Origin of the sequence: Streptomyces sp. NPDC006552 (assembly GCF_040611655.1) — a bacterium.
Classification (GTDB): Bacteria; Actinomycetota; Actinomycetes; order Streptomycetales; family Streptomycetaceae; genus Streptomyces.
In genome coordinates this window covers 1-17,362 of sequence record NZ_JBEXOS010000101.1, presented here as the reverse complement: position 1 = coordinate 17,362, position 17,362 = coordinate 1, and the positions used below count along the sequence as shown (strand labels likewise).

At 74.7% G+C, this 17,362-nt stretch carries 2 protein-coding genes; both read left to right on the top strand.

Translation table 11 applies throughout. The features are described from left to right. On the top strand, nt 1-2,282 hold a 2,282-nt coding region (locus ABZY33_RS34030), incomplete at its 5' end, for an SDR family NAD(P)-dependent oxidoreductase (protein WP_356495581.1). A gap of 51 nt (nt 2,283-2,333) precedes the next feature. Next, nucleotides 2,334-17,186, top strand: a complete 14,853-nt coding sequence (locus tag ABZY33_RS34025; RefSeq protein WP_356495580.1) for a type I polyketide synthase — start codon at nt 2,334-2,336, stop codon at nt 17,184-17,186. Nucleotides 17,187-17,362 lie beyond the last annotated feature (176 nt).

Below are 17,362 nucleotides of genomic sequence, written 5' to 3'. Positions count from 1 at the left end.
CTTATGCCTTCCAGCGCAGCCGGTACTGGCTTGATGTGCCGAAGGTGCAGGTCAGTGCTGACCGGGTGGAGGAGGAGTTCTGGCGGTCCGTGGAGGAGGGCGACCTGGATGCGCTCGCCGGTTCGCTCGGGGTCCGGGAGGGGCTGGAGGCGGTCGTTCCCGCGCTGGCCACCTGGCGCACCACCCGCCGCGAGCGGGAGACGCTCGACAGCTGGGCCTACCGCGTGGTGTGGAGGCCGTTCGCCACTCCCGGCAGTGGGGCCGGCCTCGGCGGCGACTGGCTGCTCGTCGTGCCCGAGGGCCGAGACGGTGACGACCTCACGGCGCGGACCCGCCGTGTGCTGGAGCAGTCGGGCGCAGGCGTCGTACCCGTCGTCGTACCCGAACAAGCGGACCGTGTGGTCCTCGCCGAGCTGCTCGACGCGGCCGTCCTGGACGCGGGAGGCGGACCGGCGGGAGTGCTGTCCCTGCTCGCCCTCGACGACGAACCGGACAAGCGCAGCCCCGGGGTCTCCAAGGGGCTGCTGGCGTCCATGGCGTTGAGCCAGGCCCTCACCGACGCCGGTGTCCGGGCCGGACTGTGGACGCTGACGCGCGGAGCCGTGACGGTCGACGCCGGTGACGGACAGGCACCCAACGCGGAGCAGGCCGCCGTGTGGGGCCTGCTCCGGGTCGCCGCGCTCGACGACCCCGAGCGGGCCGGCGGCCTGGTCGACCTTCCCGCCGACGGTGCCGCCGACGTGCTGTCCCACCTGCCCGCGCTGCTGACCGGCGGCACGGCTCCCGGCGCTCCGGGCGGCGAGAGCGAGTTCGCGCTGCGGGCCGGTCCCACGGGCGTCCGGGTCCGCCGCATGGTGCGCTCGCCGCTCGGCGGCGCGGGCCTCGCCAGGCCGTCCGGGTGGCAACCCCGCGGGACCGTGCTGGTCACCGGCGGCACCGGCGCGCTCGGCGCCCACGTCGCCCGGGACCTCGCCCGCGAGGGCGCCGAGCACCTCGTGCTCACCAGCAGGCGCGGCCCCGACGCGCCCGGAGCGGAGGCGCTGGAACGGGAGTTGACCGGCCTCGGCTGCCGGGTCACGATCGCCGCCTGCGACGTCGCCGACCGGGACGCGCTCGCCGCGCTCCTGGACGGTCTTCCGGCCGAGCCCGCGCTGACGGCGGTCGTGCACACCGCGGGCGCCGTCGACCAGGCGCGGCCGCTGACCGAGGTCGAGGCGGGCGAGGCGGTCGACCTGATGCACGCGAAAGTCGTCGGTGCCCAGAATCTGCACGAACTGCTCGCCGGGCACCCCCTGGACGCGTTCGTGCTCTTCTCCTCCGGCGCCGGTGTCTGGGGCAACGGCGGACAGGCACCGTACGCGGCGGCCAACGCCCACCTCGACGCCCTCGCCGAGCGCCGCCGAGCTGCTGGGCTGCCCGCGACCTCCGTCGCGTGGGGTGCCTGGGCGGGCGGCGGCATGGTCGACGCTGAGGTGGGGGAGCAGCTGCTGAGGCGCGGCGTGCCCGCGATGGAGCCGCGGCTCGCCGCCCGCGCCCTGCGCGAAGCGGTGACGGCGGACGACGCGACCGTCGTCGTGGCGGACATCCGCTGGGACCGTTTCGTCCCGGCCTACTGCGCCCACGGGCACCGTCCGCTCCTCGACGAGATCCCGGACGTCCAGGCATTCGCGGCCGCCCAGGCCGCTCAGCAGACCGAGGACGCCGCCGCGCGAGCGGCGGACGGGGCCCCGGCCGTGAGCGGGCCGCGCGCCGAGCTGACCGCGCTGCCCCCGGCCAAGCGCAGGCGCCGGCTGGCCGAACTGATCCGCACCCACGTGAGCGCGGTGCTCGGCTCCGGACCGGGTGAGGCGGTCAAGCCCGGCCAGGCGTTCCGCGACATGGGCTTCGACTCCCTGACCGCCCTGGAACTGCGCAACAGGCTCGGCGCCGCGCTCGGCACCAGACTCTCCGCGACGCTCGTCTTCGACCACCCCACACCGAACGCGCTCGCCGACCACCTCGGCGCGGAGCTGTTCCCGGCCGGTGCCGGCGACGACGCCGGCCTCGACCCCCGGCTCCGGGAGATCGAGGCCGCCTACCGCGGCGACCCGGACCCGGCCGGCCGGCGGGAACTCGCCGCCGCGGTGCGCGGTCTGCTCGACTCCTGGGCCGCGTCGACGGACGCGCCGCCGCTGCCGTCCGTCGACCCCGCCGGCGCCGTCGACGCCGTGGACGAGGAACTGGTCGGCGCCTCCGACCAGGACATGTTCGACCTGATCGACAAGGAACTCGGGATCTCCTGAGCGGTCCCCGACACGACATCCCGATTCTCGAAGCGCGAAGGGCTGACTGGCATGGCCAACACGGACACCACCGAGGACAAGCTGCGGGAGTACCTCAAGCGCGTCACCACGGACCTGCGGCAGACCCGCGGCAGGCTCACCGACCTGGAGACGCGGGCGCACGAGCCCGTCGCCATCGTGGCCACCGCCTGCCACCTGCCCGGCGGGGTGCGCAGCCCCGAGGAACTGTGGCGGCTCGTCGCCGACGGCGTCGACACCGTCTCGGACCTGCCCTCCGACCGCGGCTGGGACATCGACGCGCTGTACGACCCCGACCCCGAGCGCATCGGGACCAGTTACGTCCGCCAGGGCGCCTTCCTCCACGACGCGGCCGAGTTCGACGCCGGTTTCTTCGAGATATCACCGCGTGAGGCCACCGCCATGGACCCGCAGCAGCGGCTCCTCCTGGAGACCACCTGGGAGGCGTTCGAACGCGGCGGCATCGACCCGACCACCCTGCGGGGCAGCGCCACCGGTGTCTTCGTCGGCGCCAGCAACCAGGCGTACGCCCCGGACGGCACCCGCGCTCCCGAGGGCATCGAGGGGCACCTGCTGACCGGCGGGTCCGCCGCCGTCCTGTCCGGCCGCATCGCCTACAACTTCGGCTTCGAGGGCCCGGCCGTCAGCCTCGACACCATGTGCTCCTCCTCGCTCGTGGCCCTCCACCTCGCCGTGCGGGCCCTGCGCTCCGGCGAATGCTCCATGGCCGTCGCGGGCGGTGTCACCGTCATGGCCAGCATGCGCAACTTCATCGAGTTCAGCCGCCAGCGCGGACTGGCCGCCGACGGCCGCTGCAAGCCCTTCGCCGCCGGCGCCGACGGCACCGGCTGGGGCGAGGGCGTAGGTGTCCTGCTCCTGGAGCGGCTGTCGGACGCGCGGGCCAACGGCCATCAGGTCCTCGCGGTCATCCGGGGTTCGGCCATCAACCAGGACGGTGCGTCGAACGGCCTGACCGCGCCGAACGGGCCGTCCCAGCAGCGCGTCATCCGCGCGGCCCTCTCCGACGCGGGCCTGACGGCGGCGGACGTCGACGTGGTCGAGGCGCACGGCACGGGCACCAAGCTCGGCGACCCGATCGAGGCCCAGGCGCTGCTGGCCACCTACGGCAAGGAACGCGACGCCGACCACCCGCTGTGGATCGGCTCCCTGAAGTCCAACGTCGGCCACACGCAGGCCGCGTCCGGTGTCGCCGGCGTCATCAAGATGGTCGAGTCGCTGCGGCACGGCGTGGCCCCCAAGTCGCTGCACGGCGACGAACCCACCCCGCACGTCGACTGGTCCTCCGGCACCCTGCGCCTGCTGACCGAAGCCGTCGACTGGCCCGCGAGCGGCCGGCCGCGCCGGGCCGGCGTCTCCTCCTTCGGCGGCAGCGGCACCAACGCGCACGTCGTCCTCGAACAGGCGCCGGCCCCCGAACCCGCCGAGCGTGAGGGAACGGCCGGGCAGACCGGGACCGCCGACGTCGTCCTGCCCTGGCTGCTGTCGGCCCGCTCGGAAGCCGCACTGCGGGAGCAGGCCGGACGGCTGGCCGACCGCGTCGCATCCGCCGGCCTGTCCGCCGTGGACGTCGCCCACACCCTCGCCACCGGCCGCGCCGCACTGGAGGAGCGTGCCGTCGTCGTCGGCGCCGACCCCGCCGCACTGCTCGACTCCCTGCGGGCCCTGGCCCGGGGCGAGCAGCCCGCGACCACCGCCCGCGGCCTTGCCGAGAGCGAGCGCCTGGACCCCGTCTTCGTGTTCCCGGGGCAGGGGGCGCAGTGGGTGGGGATGGCGGTGGAGCTTCTCGATTCGTCGCCGGTGTTCGCGGCGCGGTTCGAGGAGTGTGCTGCCGCGTTGGACGAGTTCGTCGACTGGTCGTTGGTCGATGTGGTGCGGGGGGTGGAGGGTGCGCCTGGGTTTGACCGGGTGGATGTGGTGCAGCCGGTGTTGTGGGCGGTGATGGTGTCGCTGGCCGCGCTCTGGGAGTCCTTCGGTGTGAAGCCGGCCGCGGTCATAGGGCACTCGCAGGGTGAGATCGCTGCTGCGGTGGTGGCGGGTGCGTTGAGTGTGGTGGATGGTGCGCGGGTGGTGGCGCTTAGGTCGCGGGCGATCGTGGCGCTGGCCGGTCGTGGTGGCATGGTCTCGGTCGCGCTGCCCGCTGAGGGTGCCCGGGAGTTGGCCGGTCGTTGGCCGGGGCGGGTGTCGGTGGCGGCGGTGAACGGGCCTTCGTCGACGGTGGTTTCGGGTGACGCGGATGCGCTGGACGAGCTGGTGGCGTACGCCGACGGTAACGGCATCCGGGTGCGTCGGATCGAGGTTGACTACGCCTCGCATTCGGCTCATGTGGAGGCTATCGAGGCTGAGTTGGCCGAGGTGCTCGGCTCGGTGACGGCCTTGGAGCCGGTCGTGCCGTTCCTGTCCACGGTGACGGGGGAGTGGATCGACTCCGCTGTCACCGACGGCCGCTACTGGTACCGCAACCTCCGGCAGACCGTGCAACTGGCGCCTGCCGTCACCACACTGGTCGCCGAGGGCCATGGCGCGTTCCTGGAGATGAGCCCGCACCCGGTGCTGACCGTGCCGGTCGCCGAGACCGTGGAGGCGGCCGGTTCGGACGCCCCCGTCGTCGGGTCCCTGCGCCGCGAGCAGGGCGGCCTCGACCGCATCTATCTCTCCCTTGGCGAGGCCTGGGCGAAGGGCGTCACCGTCGACTGGACCGCCGCCTTCAAGGAGCTGTCGCCGCGCCGCGTCGACCTGCCGACCTACGCGTTCCAGCGCAGCCGCTACTGGCTCGACCTGCCCAAGACGCAGGCCGCCGCGGACCCCGCGGAGGAACAGTTCTGGCGCAGCGTCGAAGAAGGCGATCTGCAGGCGCTCGCCGGCACGCTCGGGCTCGAGGACACCGACGGACTCGGCGACCTCGTTCCCGCGCTCTCCGCCTGGCACCGGGGACGGCAGGACCGCGCCCGGCTCGACAGCTGGCGCTACCGGGTCGTGTGGCGGCCCTACCGGCTGCCCGAGAGCGGCTCGCCCGACGGCACCTGGCTGCTCGCCGTGCCCGCGGAGCGACTGGGATCACCGCTGGTCAGCGGCGTCGCCGGGGCACTGAACAGGGCCGGGGCGAGCGTCGTCACCCTCGTCATGGCCGCCGACGACCTGGACCGCGCGCAGATCGCCGCCCGGCTCACCGCCGCGGTCGCCCAGACCGAGACCGGTTCCGTACGAGGCGTCGTCTCGCTCCTCGCCCTCGACGAGTCCCCGGCGCCCGCGCACTCCGGCGCGACCTCGGCCATGGTTTCCTCGCTGCTGCTCGTCCAAGGGCTGCTCGACGCCGACATCGACGCCAAGATGTGGTTCCTCACCAGCGGAGCCGTCGCCACCGGCGCCCACGGGGACACCGTCGACCACCCGGTGCAAGGCGCGCTCTGGGGCCTCGGCCGCGTCGTCGCCCTCGAACAGCCACGCCGCTGGGGCGGGTTGATCGACCTGCCCGCCGACGTGGACGACGACACCGCACACGGACTGGTCGCCCTCCTCGCCGCGCAGGGCGACGAGGACCAGGTCGCCCTGCGCGGGCCCGACGCGCACGTCCGGCGCCTGGTCCGCGCGCCGCTCGCCGGCCGGAGCGCCCCGCGCACCTGGCGCACCCGCGGAGCCGCGCTCGTCACCGGCGGCACCGGCGGCCTCGGCGCCCACACCGCCCGGCTCCTCGCCCGCAGCGGCGCCGAGCACCTCGTCCTCACCAGCCGCCACGGCTCCGACGCGCCCGGCGCGGCCGAACTGGAGCGGGAGCTGACCGGCCTCGGCTGCCGGGTCACGGTCGCCGCCTGCGACGTCGCCGACCGGGACGCGCTGCGCCGCCTCGTCGAACAGGCCGAGTCCGACGGGCCCGCCATCCGCACCGTCGTCCACACCGCGGGCGTCGGCATGCTCGCGCCGCTCGCCGACACCGACCTCGACTTCTTCGCCGAGGGCGCCCGCGCGAAGCTGCTCGGCGCGGCCAACCTCGACGCCCTCTTCGACCACGACCGCCTCGACGCCTTCGTCCTGTACTCGTCCGTCGCCGGCACCTGGGGCAGCGGCGACCACGGCGCCTACTCCGCGTCGAACGCCTACGTCGACGCCCTCGCCGAGAACCGCAGAGCACGCGGCCTGACCGGAACATCCCTGGCGTGGGGCATCTGGAGCCCCGAGGGCGGCGGCATGGCCGTCAACGTCGTACGAGAGCAACTGCGCTGGCGCGGCATCCCGTTCATGGACGCCGACCTTGCCGTCGGCGGGCTTCAGCAGGCCCTCGACCACGACGAGACCTTCCTCGCCGTCGCCGACATCGACTGGGAGCGCTTCGTCCCCGTCTTCACGGCCGCCCACCCCCGGCCGCTGCTCCACGAGGTGCCCGAGGTCGCCGCGGCGATGAAGGCCGACGAGGCCGTCCTCGATGATGCCGCCGACCGGCGCGGCGGACTGCGCGCGGAACTCGCCGCCCTGCCCGCCGCCGACCGCGACCGGGCCCTCACCGACGTGGTCCGCACCCAGGTCGCCGCCGTCCTCGGCTACGCCGACGGCAACGACGTCGCCGCCACCCGCGCCTTCCGCGAACTCGGCTTCGACTCCCTCACGGCCGTCGAACTGCGCAACCGCCTCAACAAAGCGACCGGCCTTGCCCTGCCCGCCACCATCGTCTTCGACCACCCCAACGTCCGGGACCTCGTACGCCACCTGCGCGGACACCTCGTCGAGGACAGCGCCGACGAGCAGCCCGCGGCCCTCCCCGCCGTACCGGCGGCCCGCCCCGCGCACGAGGACGAGCCGATCGCGATCGTCTCCATGGGCTGCCGCTTCCCCGGCGGCGCGCACTCGCCCGATGACTTCTGGCGGCTCGTCCTCGACGGGACCGACGCGATATCCCCGCTGCCGGCCGACCGCGGCTGGAACGTGGCGGACCTGTACGACCCCGACCCCGACCGCGCGGGCACCACGTACGCCCGCGACGGCGGATTCCTGCACGACGCGGGCGAGTTCGACGCCGCCTTCTTCGGCATCTCGCCGCGTGAGGCGACCGCGATGGACCCGCAGCAGCGCCTCCTCCTCGAAACCTCCTGGGAGACCCTGGAGCGGGCCGGCATCGCGCCGGACAGCCTGCGCGGCAGCGACACCGGCGTCTTCGTCGGCGTCTCCCACCAGGGCTACGGAGCGACCGGCGAGGTCCCCGAGGGCCTCGAAGGCCACCTGATCACCGGCACCGTCACCAGCATCGCGTCCGGCCGGATCTCGTACACCCTCGGTCTCGAAGGGCCGGCCGTGACCATGGACACCGGGTGCTCCTCGGCACTCGTCGCCATGCACGTGGCCATGCGCTCCCTGCGGTCCGGCGAGTGCTCCCTCGCGCTGACCGGCGGCGCCGCCGTCATGGGCGAGCCGATCGGCCTGGTCGGCTTCAGCCGCCAGCGCGGCCTCGCCGTGGACGGCCGCTGCAAGGCGTTCGGCGCGGGCGCCGACGGCATGGGCATGGCCGAGGGCGTGGGTGTCCTGCTCCTGGAGCGGCTGTCGGACGCGCGGGCCAAAGGCCACCGGGTCCTGGCCGTCGTCCGCGGCTCCGCCATCAACCAGGACGGCGCTTCCAACGGTCTCACCGCCCCCAACGGTCTCTCCCAACAGCGCGTCATCCGCACCGCGTTGGCGGACGCGGGCCTGTCGGCCGCGGACGTGGACGCGGTCGAGGCGCACGGCACGGGTACGAAGCTGGGTGACCCGATCGAGGCGCAGGCGCTGCTGGCCACCTACGGTCAGGAGCGTGCTGCCGAGCGGCCGTTGTGGCTGGGGTCGGTGAAGTCGAACATCGGGCACACGCAGGCCGCGTCCGGCATGGCCGGGATCATCAAGATGGTGCAGGCCATGCGGCACGGCACCCTGCCCAAGTCCCTGCACACCGACGAGGTCACCCCGTTCGTCGACTGGTCCGCCGGACAGGTCCGGATTCTCACCGAGCCGCGCCCCTGGGAGCGGAACGACGGCCGGCCGCGCCGTGCGGGCGTCTCCTCCTTCGGCGTCAGCGGCACCAACGCCCACGTCATCCTCGAAGAGCCGGAGCCCGCTGAGGAAAGGGAAGCGGCACCGGCAGCCGACCAGGACACGGTGACCGTCCCCTGGCTGGTCTCCGCCCGCTCCCAGGCCGCACTGCGCGAGCAGGCCGTACGGCTGCTGAGCCGGCTGGAGGGGACAGACCCCGACCCGCTCGACATCGCCCACTCTCTCCTGACCGGCCGGGCCGCTCTCGAAGAGCGCGCCGTCGTCGTCGGCACCGACCGCACCACCCTGCTGAACGGCCTCCGGGCCCTGGCCACCGGCACCGCCGACACGAACGTCGCCCGGGGCACCACCCCGCACAGCGGCGAGACCGTTCGGCCCGTCTTCGTGTTTCCGGGGCAGGGGGCGCAGTGGGTGGGGATGGCGGTCGAGTTGCTGGACGCGTCGCCGGTGTTCGCGGGGCGGTTCGAGGAGTGTGCTGCCGCGTTGGGCGAGTTCGTCGACTGGTCGTTGGTGGATGTGGTGCGGGGGGTGGAGGGTGCGCCGGGGTTTGACCGGGTGGATGTGGTGCAGCCGGTGTTGTGGGCGGTGATGGTGTCGTTGGCCGCGTTGTGGGAGTCCTTCGGTGTGAAGCCGGCTGCGGTGGTGGGGCATTCGCAGGGTGAGATTGCTGCTGCGGTGGTGGCGGGTGCGTTGAGTGTGGTGGATGGTGCGCGGGTGGTGGCGCTTAGGTCGCGGGCGATCGTGGCGTTGGCTGGTCGTGGTGGCATGGTTTCGGTCGCGCTGCCCGCTGAGGGTGCCCGGGAGTTGGCGGATCGTTGGCCGGGGCGGGTGTCGGTGGCGGCGGTGAACGGACCTACGTCGACCGTGGTCTCGGGTGACGCGGATGCGCTGGACGAACTGGTGGCGCACGCCGACGGCAACGGCATCCGGGTGCGTCGGATCGAGGTCGACTACGCCTCGCATTCGGCTCATGTGGAGGCCATCGAGGCTGAGTTGGCGGAGTTGCTCGGCTCGGTGACGGCCTTGGAGCCGTCCGTGCCGTTCCTGTCGACGGTGACGGGGGAGTGGGTCGAGCCGGGTCAGACGGATGGCCGGTACTGGTATCGCAATCTGCGGCAGACCGTTCAGTTGGCGCCTGTCGTCGCGAAGCTCGTCGCCGAGGGCCATGGCGCGTTTTTGGAGATGAGCCCGCACCCGGTGCTGACCGTGCCGGTCGCCGAGACCGTGGAGGCGGCCGGTTCGGACGCTCCCGTCGTCGGGTCGCTCCGGCGTGGGGAGGGCGGCCTCGACCGCTTCCTCCTCGCCCTCGGTGCGGCCTGGGCCAAGGGGCTCACCGTCGACTGGACGTCCGTCTTCGAGGGCCGGTCGCCGCGCCAGGTCGAGTTGCCCACCTACGCCTTCCAGCGCAGCCACTACTGGCTGGAGCCGGTCGTCCGGCAGAGCGCCGGCGACGTGCTTCCCGGCGGCCTCGACCTGCTGGACGACGGGTTCTGGGCCAGCGTGGACAGCCACGACGTGGACTCGCTCGCCGCGAGCCTCGGGATCGAGGACGTACGGTCGCTGGCCGAGGTCGTGCCCGCGCTCTCCTCCTGGCGGCGCGAGCGGATCAACCGCTCCACCCTCGACGGGTGGCGCTACCGCGTCGCCTGGCAGCCGCGCCCCGAGCGGTCCGTACGGGCCGACGGCCTTTCCGCCACCTGGCTGGTCGTCGTGCCCGCCGGACACGAGGACGACCCGTTCGTGCGACAGGTCCACGAAGTGATCGACGAGAAGTCGGCCGGAGCGCTGCTCCTGGTCGCGGACCGGGATGCCGCGGAACGCGACCGCATGGCAGAGCTCGTCGGCCGGTGCGTCGACGGCGTGGAGATCGGGGGCGTGCTCTCGCTGCTCGCCCTGGACGAGTCGCCCTGGTCCGCCGAAGGGGCCATGCCCACCGGCCTCGTCCTGACCACCGCGCTGCTCCAGGCGCTCGGTGACGTCCGGGTCGGCGGCCCCTTCTGGTCCGCGACCCGTGGTGCGGTCGCCGTGCACCGCGGCGACCGGCTGCGCACCCCGCTCCAGGCGATGAACTGGGGCCTGGGCCGGATCGCCGCCCTGGAGTACCCGCAGCGCTGGGGCGGCCTGATCGACCTGCCCGAGACGCTGGACGCCCGTGCCGGGCGCCGGCTGGTCACAGCGCTCTCCGGAGCGCTGGAGGAGGACCACCTCGCGGTCCGGCCCTCGGGGATCTTCTCCCGCCGGCTCGTCCGGGCCGGGCAGGGCCCCCGGCCCGACGGCAACTGGCGGCCTTCGGGCACGGTCCTGGTCACCGGAGGGACCGGCGGCCTCGGCCGGCACGTCGCCCGCTGGCTCGCCCGCGGCGGCGCCGAGCACCTGGTGCTCGCCTCCCGGCGCGGCCCGGACGCTCCCGGCGCCGATGAACTCGTGGCGGAAGTAGCCGAGTTGGGTGCCGCGGTGACCGTCGTCGCCTGCGACGTCGCCGACGCCGACGCCGTGCGGCGGCTCGTCGACGACCTGCCCGGCGGCGGGACGCTGACCGCCGTCGTGCACACCGCGGGCGTCATCGACGACGGTGTCATCGACACGCTGACCCCGCAGCGCGCACACGGCGTCCTGCGGCCCAAGGCCGACGCCGCGCTCGCCCTCGACGCCGCCACCCGCCACCTCGACCTCGACGCGTTCGTCCTCTTCTCGTCCATGGCCGGCACGCTCGGCGGCCCCGGACAGGGCAGTTACGCCGCTGCCAACGCCTTCCTCGACGCCCTGGCCGCGCGCCGCCGGGCGGAAGGGCTGCCCGCCACCTCCATCGGCTGGGGCACCTGGGCCGGCGGCGGCATGGTCGGCGAGGAGGTCGCGGAGCGGCTGCGCCGCGACGGCGTCCCCCCGATGGACCCCGAACTGGCCATCGCCTCCCTGCAGAAGGCGCTCGACGAGGACGAGGAGTTCCTGATCGTCGCCGACGTCGACTGGAAACTCATCACCGCCCGCGCCTTCGCCGCACTGCGGGAGCTCCCCGAAGCCCGCCGGGCCGCCGCGTCCGACAGTGCGCGGCAGAAGGAGACCGAGACCGTCGACGGGCCGCCGCTCGTGCGGCGCCTCACCGCCCTGCCGGCCGCGGAGCGCCGTGCCGCGCTGCTCGCCGAGGTCAGGTCCCAGGCCGCCGCGGTGCTCGGCCACGGCGACGCCGACGCGGTGCCCGACGGACGCGCCTTCCGCGACCTCGGCTTCGACTCGCTGACCGCCGTGGAACTGCGCAACCGGTTCGCCGAGGCCACGGGGTTGCGCCTGCCCGTCACCCTCGCCTTCGACCACCCGTCCGCGAGCGCGCTCGCCGCCCACCTGGACAGCGAGCTGTTCGGCACGGACCCGGCCGGCGACGCCCTGCCCCAGCTGCCCACCACCGCCGTGGACGACGATCCGGTCGTCATCGTCGCCATGGGCTGCCGCTTCCCGGGCGGGGTCACCTCACCGGAGGAGCTGTGGCGGCTCGTCGCCGACGGCACCGACGCCGTCACCCCCTTCCCCGCCGACCGGGGCTGGGACGTGGAGAACCTCTACGACCCCGACCCCGAGCGACTCGGCCACTCCTACGCACGGCACGGCGGATTCCTGCACGACGCCGACCGGTTCGACCCCGCCTTCTTCGGCATCGCACCCCGTGAAGCCGTTGCCATCGACCCGCAGCACCGGCTCCTGCTGGAGACGTCCTGGGAGGCGTTCGAGCGCGCCGGGATCGACCCGGACCGGCTGCGCGGCGCCCGCGCGGGCGTCTTCGTCGGCTCGAACTACAACGACTACGGCAGCCGCGCCCGCCGGGCCCCCGAGGAACTGGAGGGCTACCTCGCCACCGGCAGCGCCGGCAGCGTCGCCTCGGGGCGCATCGCCTACACCTTCGGTCTGGAGGGACCCGCGGTCACCGTCGACACGGCCTGCTCCTCCTCCCTGGTGGCGCTGCACCTCGCCGTGCAGGCCCTGCGGTCGGGGGAGTGCGAACTCGCCCTGGCCGGCGGTGTCACCGTGATCTCCACACCGGACACCTTCGTCGAGTTCAGCCGCCAGCGCGCCCTGTCGCCCGACGGCCGCTGCAAGGCGTTCGGCGCGGATGCCGACGGCGCGGGCTGGGCCGAAGGTGTGGGCCTGCTCCTCCTTGAGCGCCTCTCCGACGCCCGCCGCAACGGACACCCCGTACTCGCCATGGTGGCCGGGTCCGCCGTCAACCAGGACGGCGCCTCCAACGGCCTGACCGCGCCCAGCGGTCCCGCCCAGCAGCGCGTCATCCGGCAGGCCCTCGCCTCCGCCGGGCTCTGCCCGCAGGATGTGGACGCGGTCGAGGCGCACGGCACCGGGACCAGCCTCGGCGACCCCATCGAGGCACAGGCGATCCTCGCCACCTACGGCCAGGACCGGCCCGCGGAACGGCCGCTGTGGCTGGGCGCCGTGAAGTCCAACATCGGCCACACCCAGGCCGCTTCGGGTGTCGCGGGCGTCATCAAGATGGTGATGGCGATGCGGCAGGGTGTCCTGCCGCGTACCCTGCACGCCGAGCGGCCCTCCCCGCACATCGACTGGTCCTCCGGAGCGGTCCGGCTGCTCCAGGAGGAGCGGGACTGGACCCACGGCGACACCCCGCGCCGTGCGGGCGTCTCCTCGTTCGGCGTCTCCGGCACCAACGCCCACGTCATCCTCCAGGAGCCGGACGCCCCGGACGCCGTCGAGCCGGCCCGGCCGGCGGGCCGCACCGACGGTGTCCTGCCCTGGCTGCTCTCCGCGCGCGGCACCGCCGCACTGCGCGCCCAGGCCCGACGCCTCCTCGACCACCTCGCCCAGCACCCCGCCGCCGCACCGGCGGACCTCGCCCTGTCGCTGGCCACGACCCGCGCCCACCACGACGAGCGGGCGGCCGTCGTCACCGGCGACACTGACCGCCTCACCGAGGCGCTCACCGCCCTCGCCGATGGTCGCGAACACCCGCTGCTCACCACGGACCGCGCCCGCGGCGGCAAGGTGGCGTTCCTGTTCTCCGGACAGGGCGCCCAGCAGGCCGCCACCGGACGCGTCCTGTACGAGCGCCACGAGGTCTTCGCCGACGCCCTCGACGAGGTCTGCGCCCACCTGGACGCCCATCTCGAACTGCCGCTGCGTGCCGTCCTGTTCGCGGAACCCGGCACGGCGGAGTCCGCCCTGCTCGACCACACCGCCTACACACAGGCCGGACTCTTCGCCGTACAGGTGGCCCTGTACCGGCTTCTGGAGAGCCTCGGCGTGCGGCCCGACGCGCTGCTCGGCCACTCCGTCGGCGAGATCGCCGCGGCCCACGTCGCGGGCGTGCTCACCCTGGAGGACGCCTGCGAACTCGTCGCCGTACGCGGCCGCCTCATGAGCCGGCTCCCGGCGGGCGGTGTCATGATCTCCGTACAGGCGGCCGAGGACGAGGTCACGCCTCTCCTCGCCGCCCACGCGGGCCGGGTCGCCGTCGCCGCCCTGAACGGTCCGCAGGCCACCGTCCTGTCCGGCGACGAGGACGCGGTCACCGCGGTCGCCGCCGAACTGGCCGCCGAGGGACGCAAGACGCGCCGCCTCAACGTCAGCCACGCCTTCCACTCGCACCTCATGGACGGCATGCTCGACGCGTTCGCCGCCCACACCGGCCGGCTCCAGCACGCCGAGGCCGCGCTGCCGGTCGTCTCCACCGTCACCGGCCGCCCCGTCACCGCCGACGAATCCTTCGACGGCGCCTACTGGGTGCGCCAGGTCCGCGACAGCGTCCGCTTCCACGACGGCATCCGCGCCCTGGAGGAGCAGGGCGTCACCACGTACGTCGAGATCGGACCCGGTGGCGTCCTGACCGCGCTGGCCGGCGACTGCGTCGACGGCGACGCCACCCTCGTGCCCACCCTGCGCCGCGACACCGAGGAGGAGACCTCGCTGGCCTCCGCCCTCACCCGGCTGCACAACCACGGCCACCGCGTCGACTGGGCCACCTGGTTCGCCCCCACCGGCGCCCGCCGCACCGACCTGCCCACCTACCCCTTCCAGCGGCGCAGCTACTGGCTGGAGTCGAGTGCCGACACCACCCGCGCCGACCTCGACGCCGTCCACCACGGCCTGCTGACCGCGGCCGTCCCGCTCGCCGAGAGCGCCGGGACCGTCCTGACCGGCACCGTCTCCGTGGACGGCCGGCCCTGGCTCGCCGACCACGCGCTCGACGGCCGGATCCTCTTCCCCGGCACCGCCTTCCTCGACCTCGCCCTGGAAGCCTGCGCCCACACCGGCGCCGTCCGCGTCGCGGACCTCACCCTGCAGACACCGCTCGTCCTTCCCGCGGACGGCGCCGTCCAGCTCCAGGTCACCGTCGGCGCGGCCGGCGCCGACGGCGACCGCGCCCTCACCGTGCACTCCCGGCCCGCCGACGCTTCCGGCCCGTGGACCCGGCACGCCGAAGGCACCCTCAGCGACAGCCCCGCGGCCACCGTCCCGGCGCCCCTTCCCGCCGCGTGGCCGCCGCCGGGCGCCGTCGCGGTGCCGGTGGACGGCCTGTACGAGCACATCGCCGCCGCGGGATTCGCCTACGGCCCCGCCTTCCGCGGCCTGCGCGCCGCCTGGCGCGACGGCGACACCGTGTACGCCGAGATCGCCCCCGAGGACGGCGAACACCTCCAGGGCACCGACCGGTTCCGCGTCCACCCGGCTCTCCTCGACGCGGCCCTGCACACGGTGGCCCTCCACACCGCCGAGCAGCGCGACACGGTCGTCCCGTTCGCGTTCTCGGACATCACCGTGCACCGCGCCGGGCCCACCGCCCTGCGCGTGCGCCTCACCCCCGACGACGAACACACCTACCAGGTGGCCCTCCTCGACGGCGCCGGGCAGCCGGTCGCCGACATCGGCGCCCTCACGCTGCGGCCCGTGGACACCAGCGCCCTCCCGGCCGCCCCGGGCCGCGGAGCCCTGCACCGCATCCGCTGGACACCCGCCGCCCGCGGCACGGACCCGGCGGGCCTCCCGCACGTCCTCGGCGACGCGGCCCCCTCCCTCACGGACGCCGTCCGGCACACCGGCCCGGCCGCACTGGCCACCGCCACCGCCGCGACAGGCGTACCCGACGCCGTCTTCGCCGCCGTACCCGAGACGCACGAGGACGGCGACCTCGGCGCCGCCACCCGCCGCACCACCGGACACACCCTGCGCCTGGTCACCGAATGGCTCGCGCAGGACGCGCTCGCCGGCTCCCGCCTCGTGGTGCTCACCCGGAACGCCGTCGCCACCGGCGCCGACGACCGGCCGCGCACCGACCCCGCCCAGGCCGCCGTCTGGGGCCTGGTCCGCGCGGCACGCGCCGAGAACCCGGGGCGCTTCGTCCTCGTCGACCACGACGGCAGCCCCGCCTCCCTGGCCCTGCTGGCTTCCGTGCCGGCCTGGCAGGAGAGCGAGATCGCGCTGCGCGACGGCGTCGCACTGGCACCGCGACTCACCCCGGTCGGCCCGGCGGACCTCCTCGCCGAGCCCACGGACCGGGCACCCAGCGACGGCACCGTCCTGGTCACCGGAGCCGGCGGCGTCCTGGGCCGCAGGATCGCCCGCCACTACGTCACCGCCCACGGCGTCCGCTCCCTGGTCCTGGCCGGCCGGCGCGGCGCCGCCGCAGACGGCATGCCCGAACTCCACGCGGAACTCACCGCACTCGGCGCCCACGTCACCGTCGCCGCCTGCGACGTAGCCGACCGCGACGCCCTGACCGCACTGCTCCGCGCGGTCCCCGCCGACCGGCCGCTGACCACCGTCGTCCACACCGCCGGCGTCCTCGACGACGGCATCGTGCAGTCCCTGACCCCCGACCGCTTCGACACCGTGCTGCGCGCCAAGGCCGACGCCACCGTCCTCCTGGAGGAACTCACCCGCGCCACCGGCACCGAACTCGTCCTGTTCTCCTCGGTCGCCGGCACCCTCGGCGGCGTCGGACAGGGCAACTACTCGGCCGCCAACGCCTTCCTGGACGCCTTCGCCGCCCGCCACGACACCCCAGAACGCCGGATCCGCTCGCTCGCCTGGGGGCTGTGGGCCGAACGCAGCGGCATGACCGGCAAACTCGGCGACGCCGACCTGCGCCGCATCGCCCGCAGCGGACTGCGCCCCATGGAGACCGACCGCGCGCTCACCCTGCTCGACACCGCACTGCGCGCCCCCGACCACTGGTACGCGCCCGTCGACCTCGACCCGGCCACCCTGCGCGCCTCCGACGCCACGGTGCCCGACCTGGTCCGTGATCTGGTGCGGGGTGGCACCCGGCGCCCGGAGCAGCCGGCGCAGGCCGGCCCGTCGGCACCCGCCGCGGGCGACCTGAGCGCACGCCTGGTCCACCTGGCTCCCGCGGACCGGCACTCCGTGGTCCTGACCGCCGTACTCGCCCAGGCCGCCCTGGTCCTCGGCCACGACAGCCCGGACTCCCTCGACCCCGAAGGAGGCTTCCTGGACAGCGGCTTCAACTCCCTGACCGCCGTCGAACTCCGCAACCGCATAGGGGCCCTGGCAGGCGTACGACTGCCCGCGACCCTGATGTTCGACTACCCGACGCCGGAGCGCCTCGCCGCGCACCTCCTGGAGCGCATCGCCCCGGTGGACCGGCCCGCCACGTCCCCGCTCATCGACCGACTCGACGCCCTCGAAGCCCAGTTCACCGGGGCGGCGGTGGACGACACGCTCCACGACCAGCTCCGCACCCGGCTGCGCGGCCTCCTCGACCGCCTGGACGGCGCCCCGCTGACCGACCCGGCGGGCCCGGCCGCCGCGTCGGAGGCCGACGAGGTCTCCGACGACGAGCTGCGCGCCTTCCTCGAAGGCGATCTCGACGAGGCCTGAACCCAGGCCCGGTCGTCCCGGCCGCGACCCGTCGTCCCGGCCGGGGCGCCCCCCCGACCCCCGCGGGGCGGCCCCCCCCCCCCGCGGGGGCCCGGGCCCCCCCCGGGGGGCCCCCCGCCCCCGCGGCCGCGCTCAGGTGGCGGCGATCAGCTTCAGCTCGGGGTGGGCGGTGCCGC

Coding starts and splice junctions, on each gene's coding strand:
- ABZY33_RS34025 (WP_356495580.1), top strand. CDS start 2,334: ATGGCCAACACGGACACCACCGAGGACAAGCTGCGGGAGTACCTCAAG.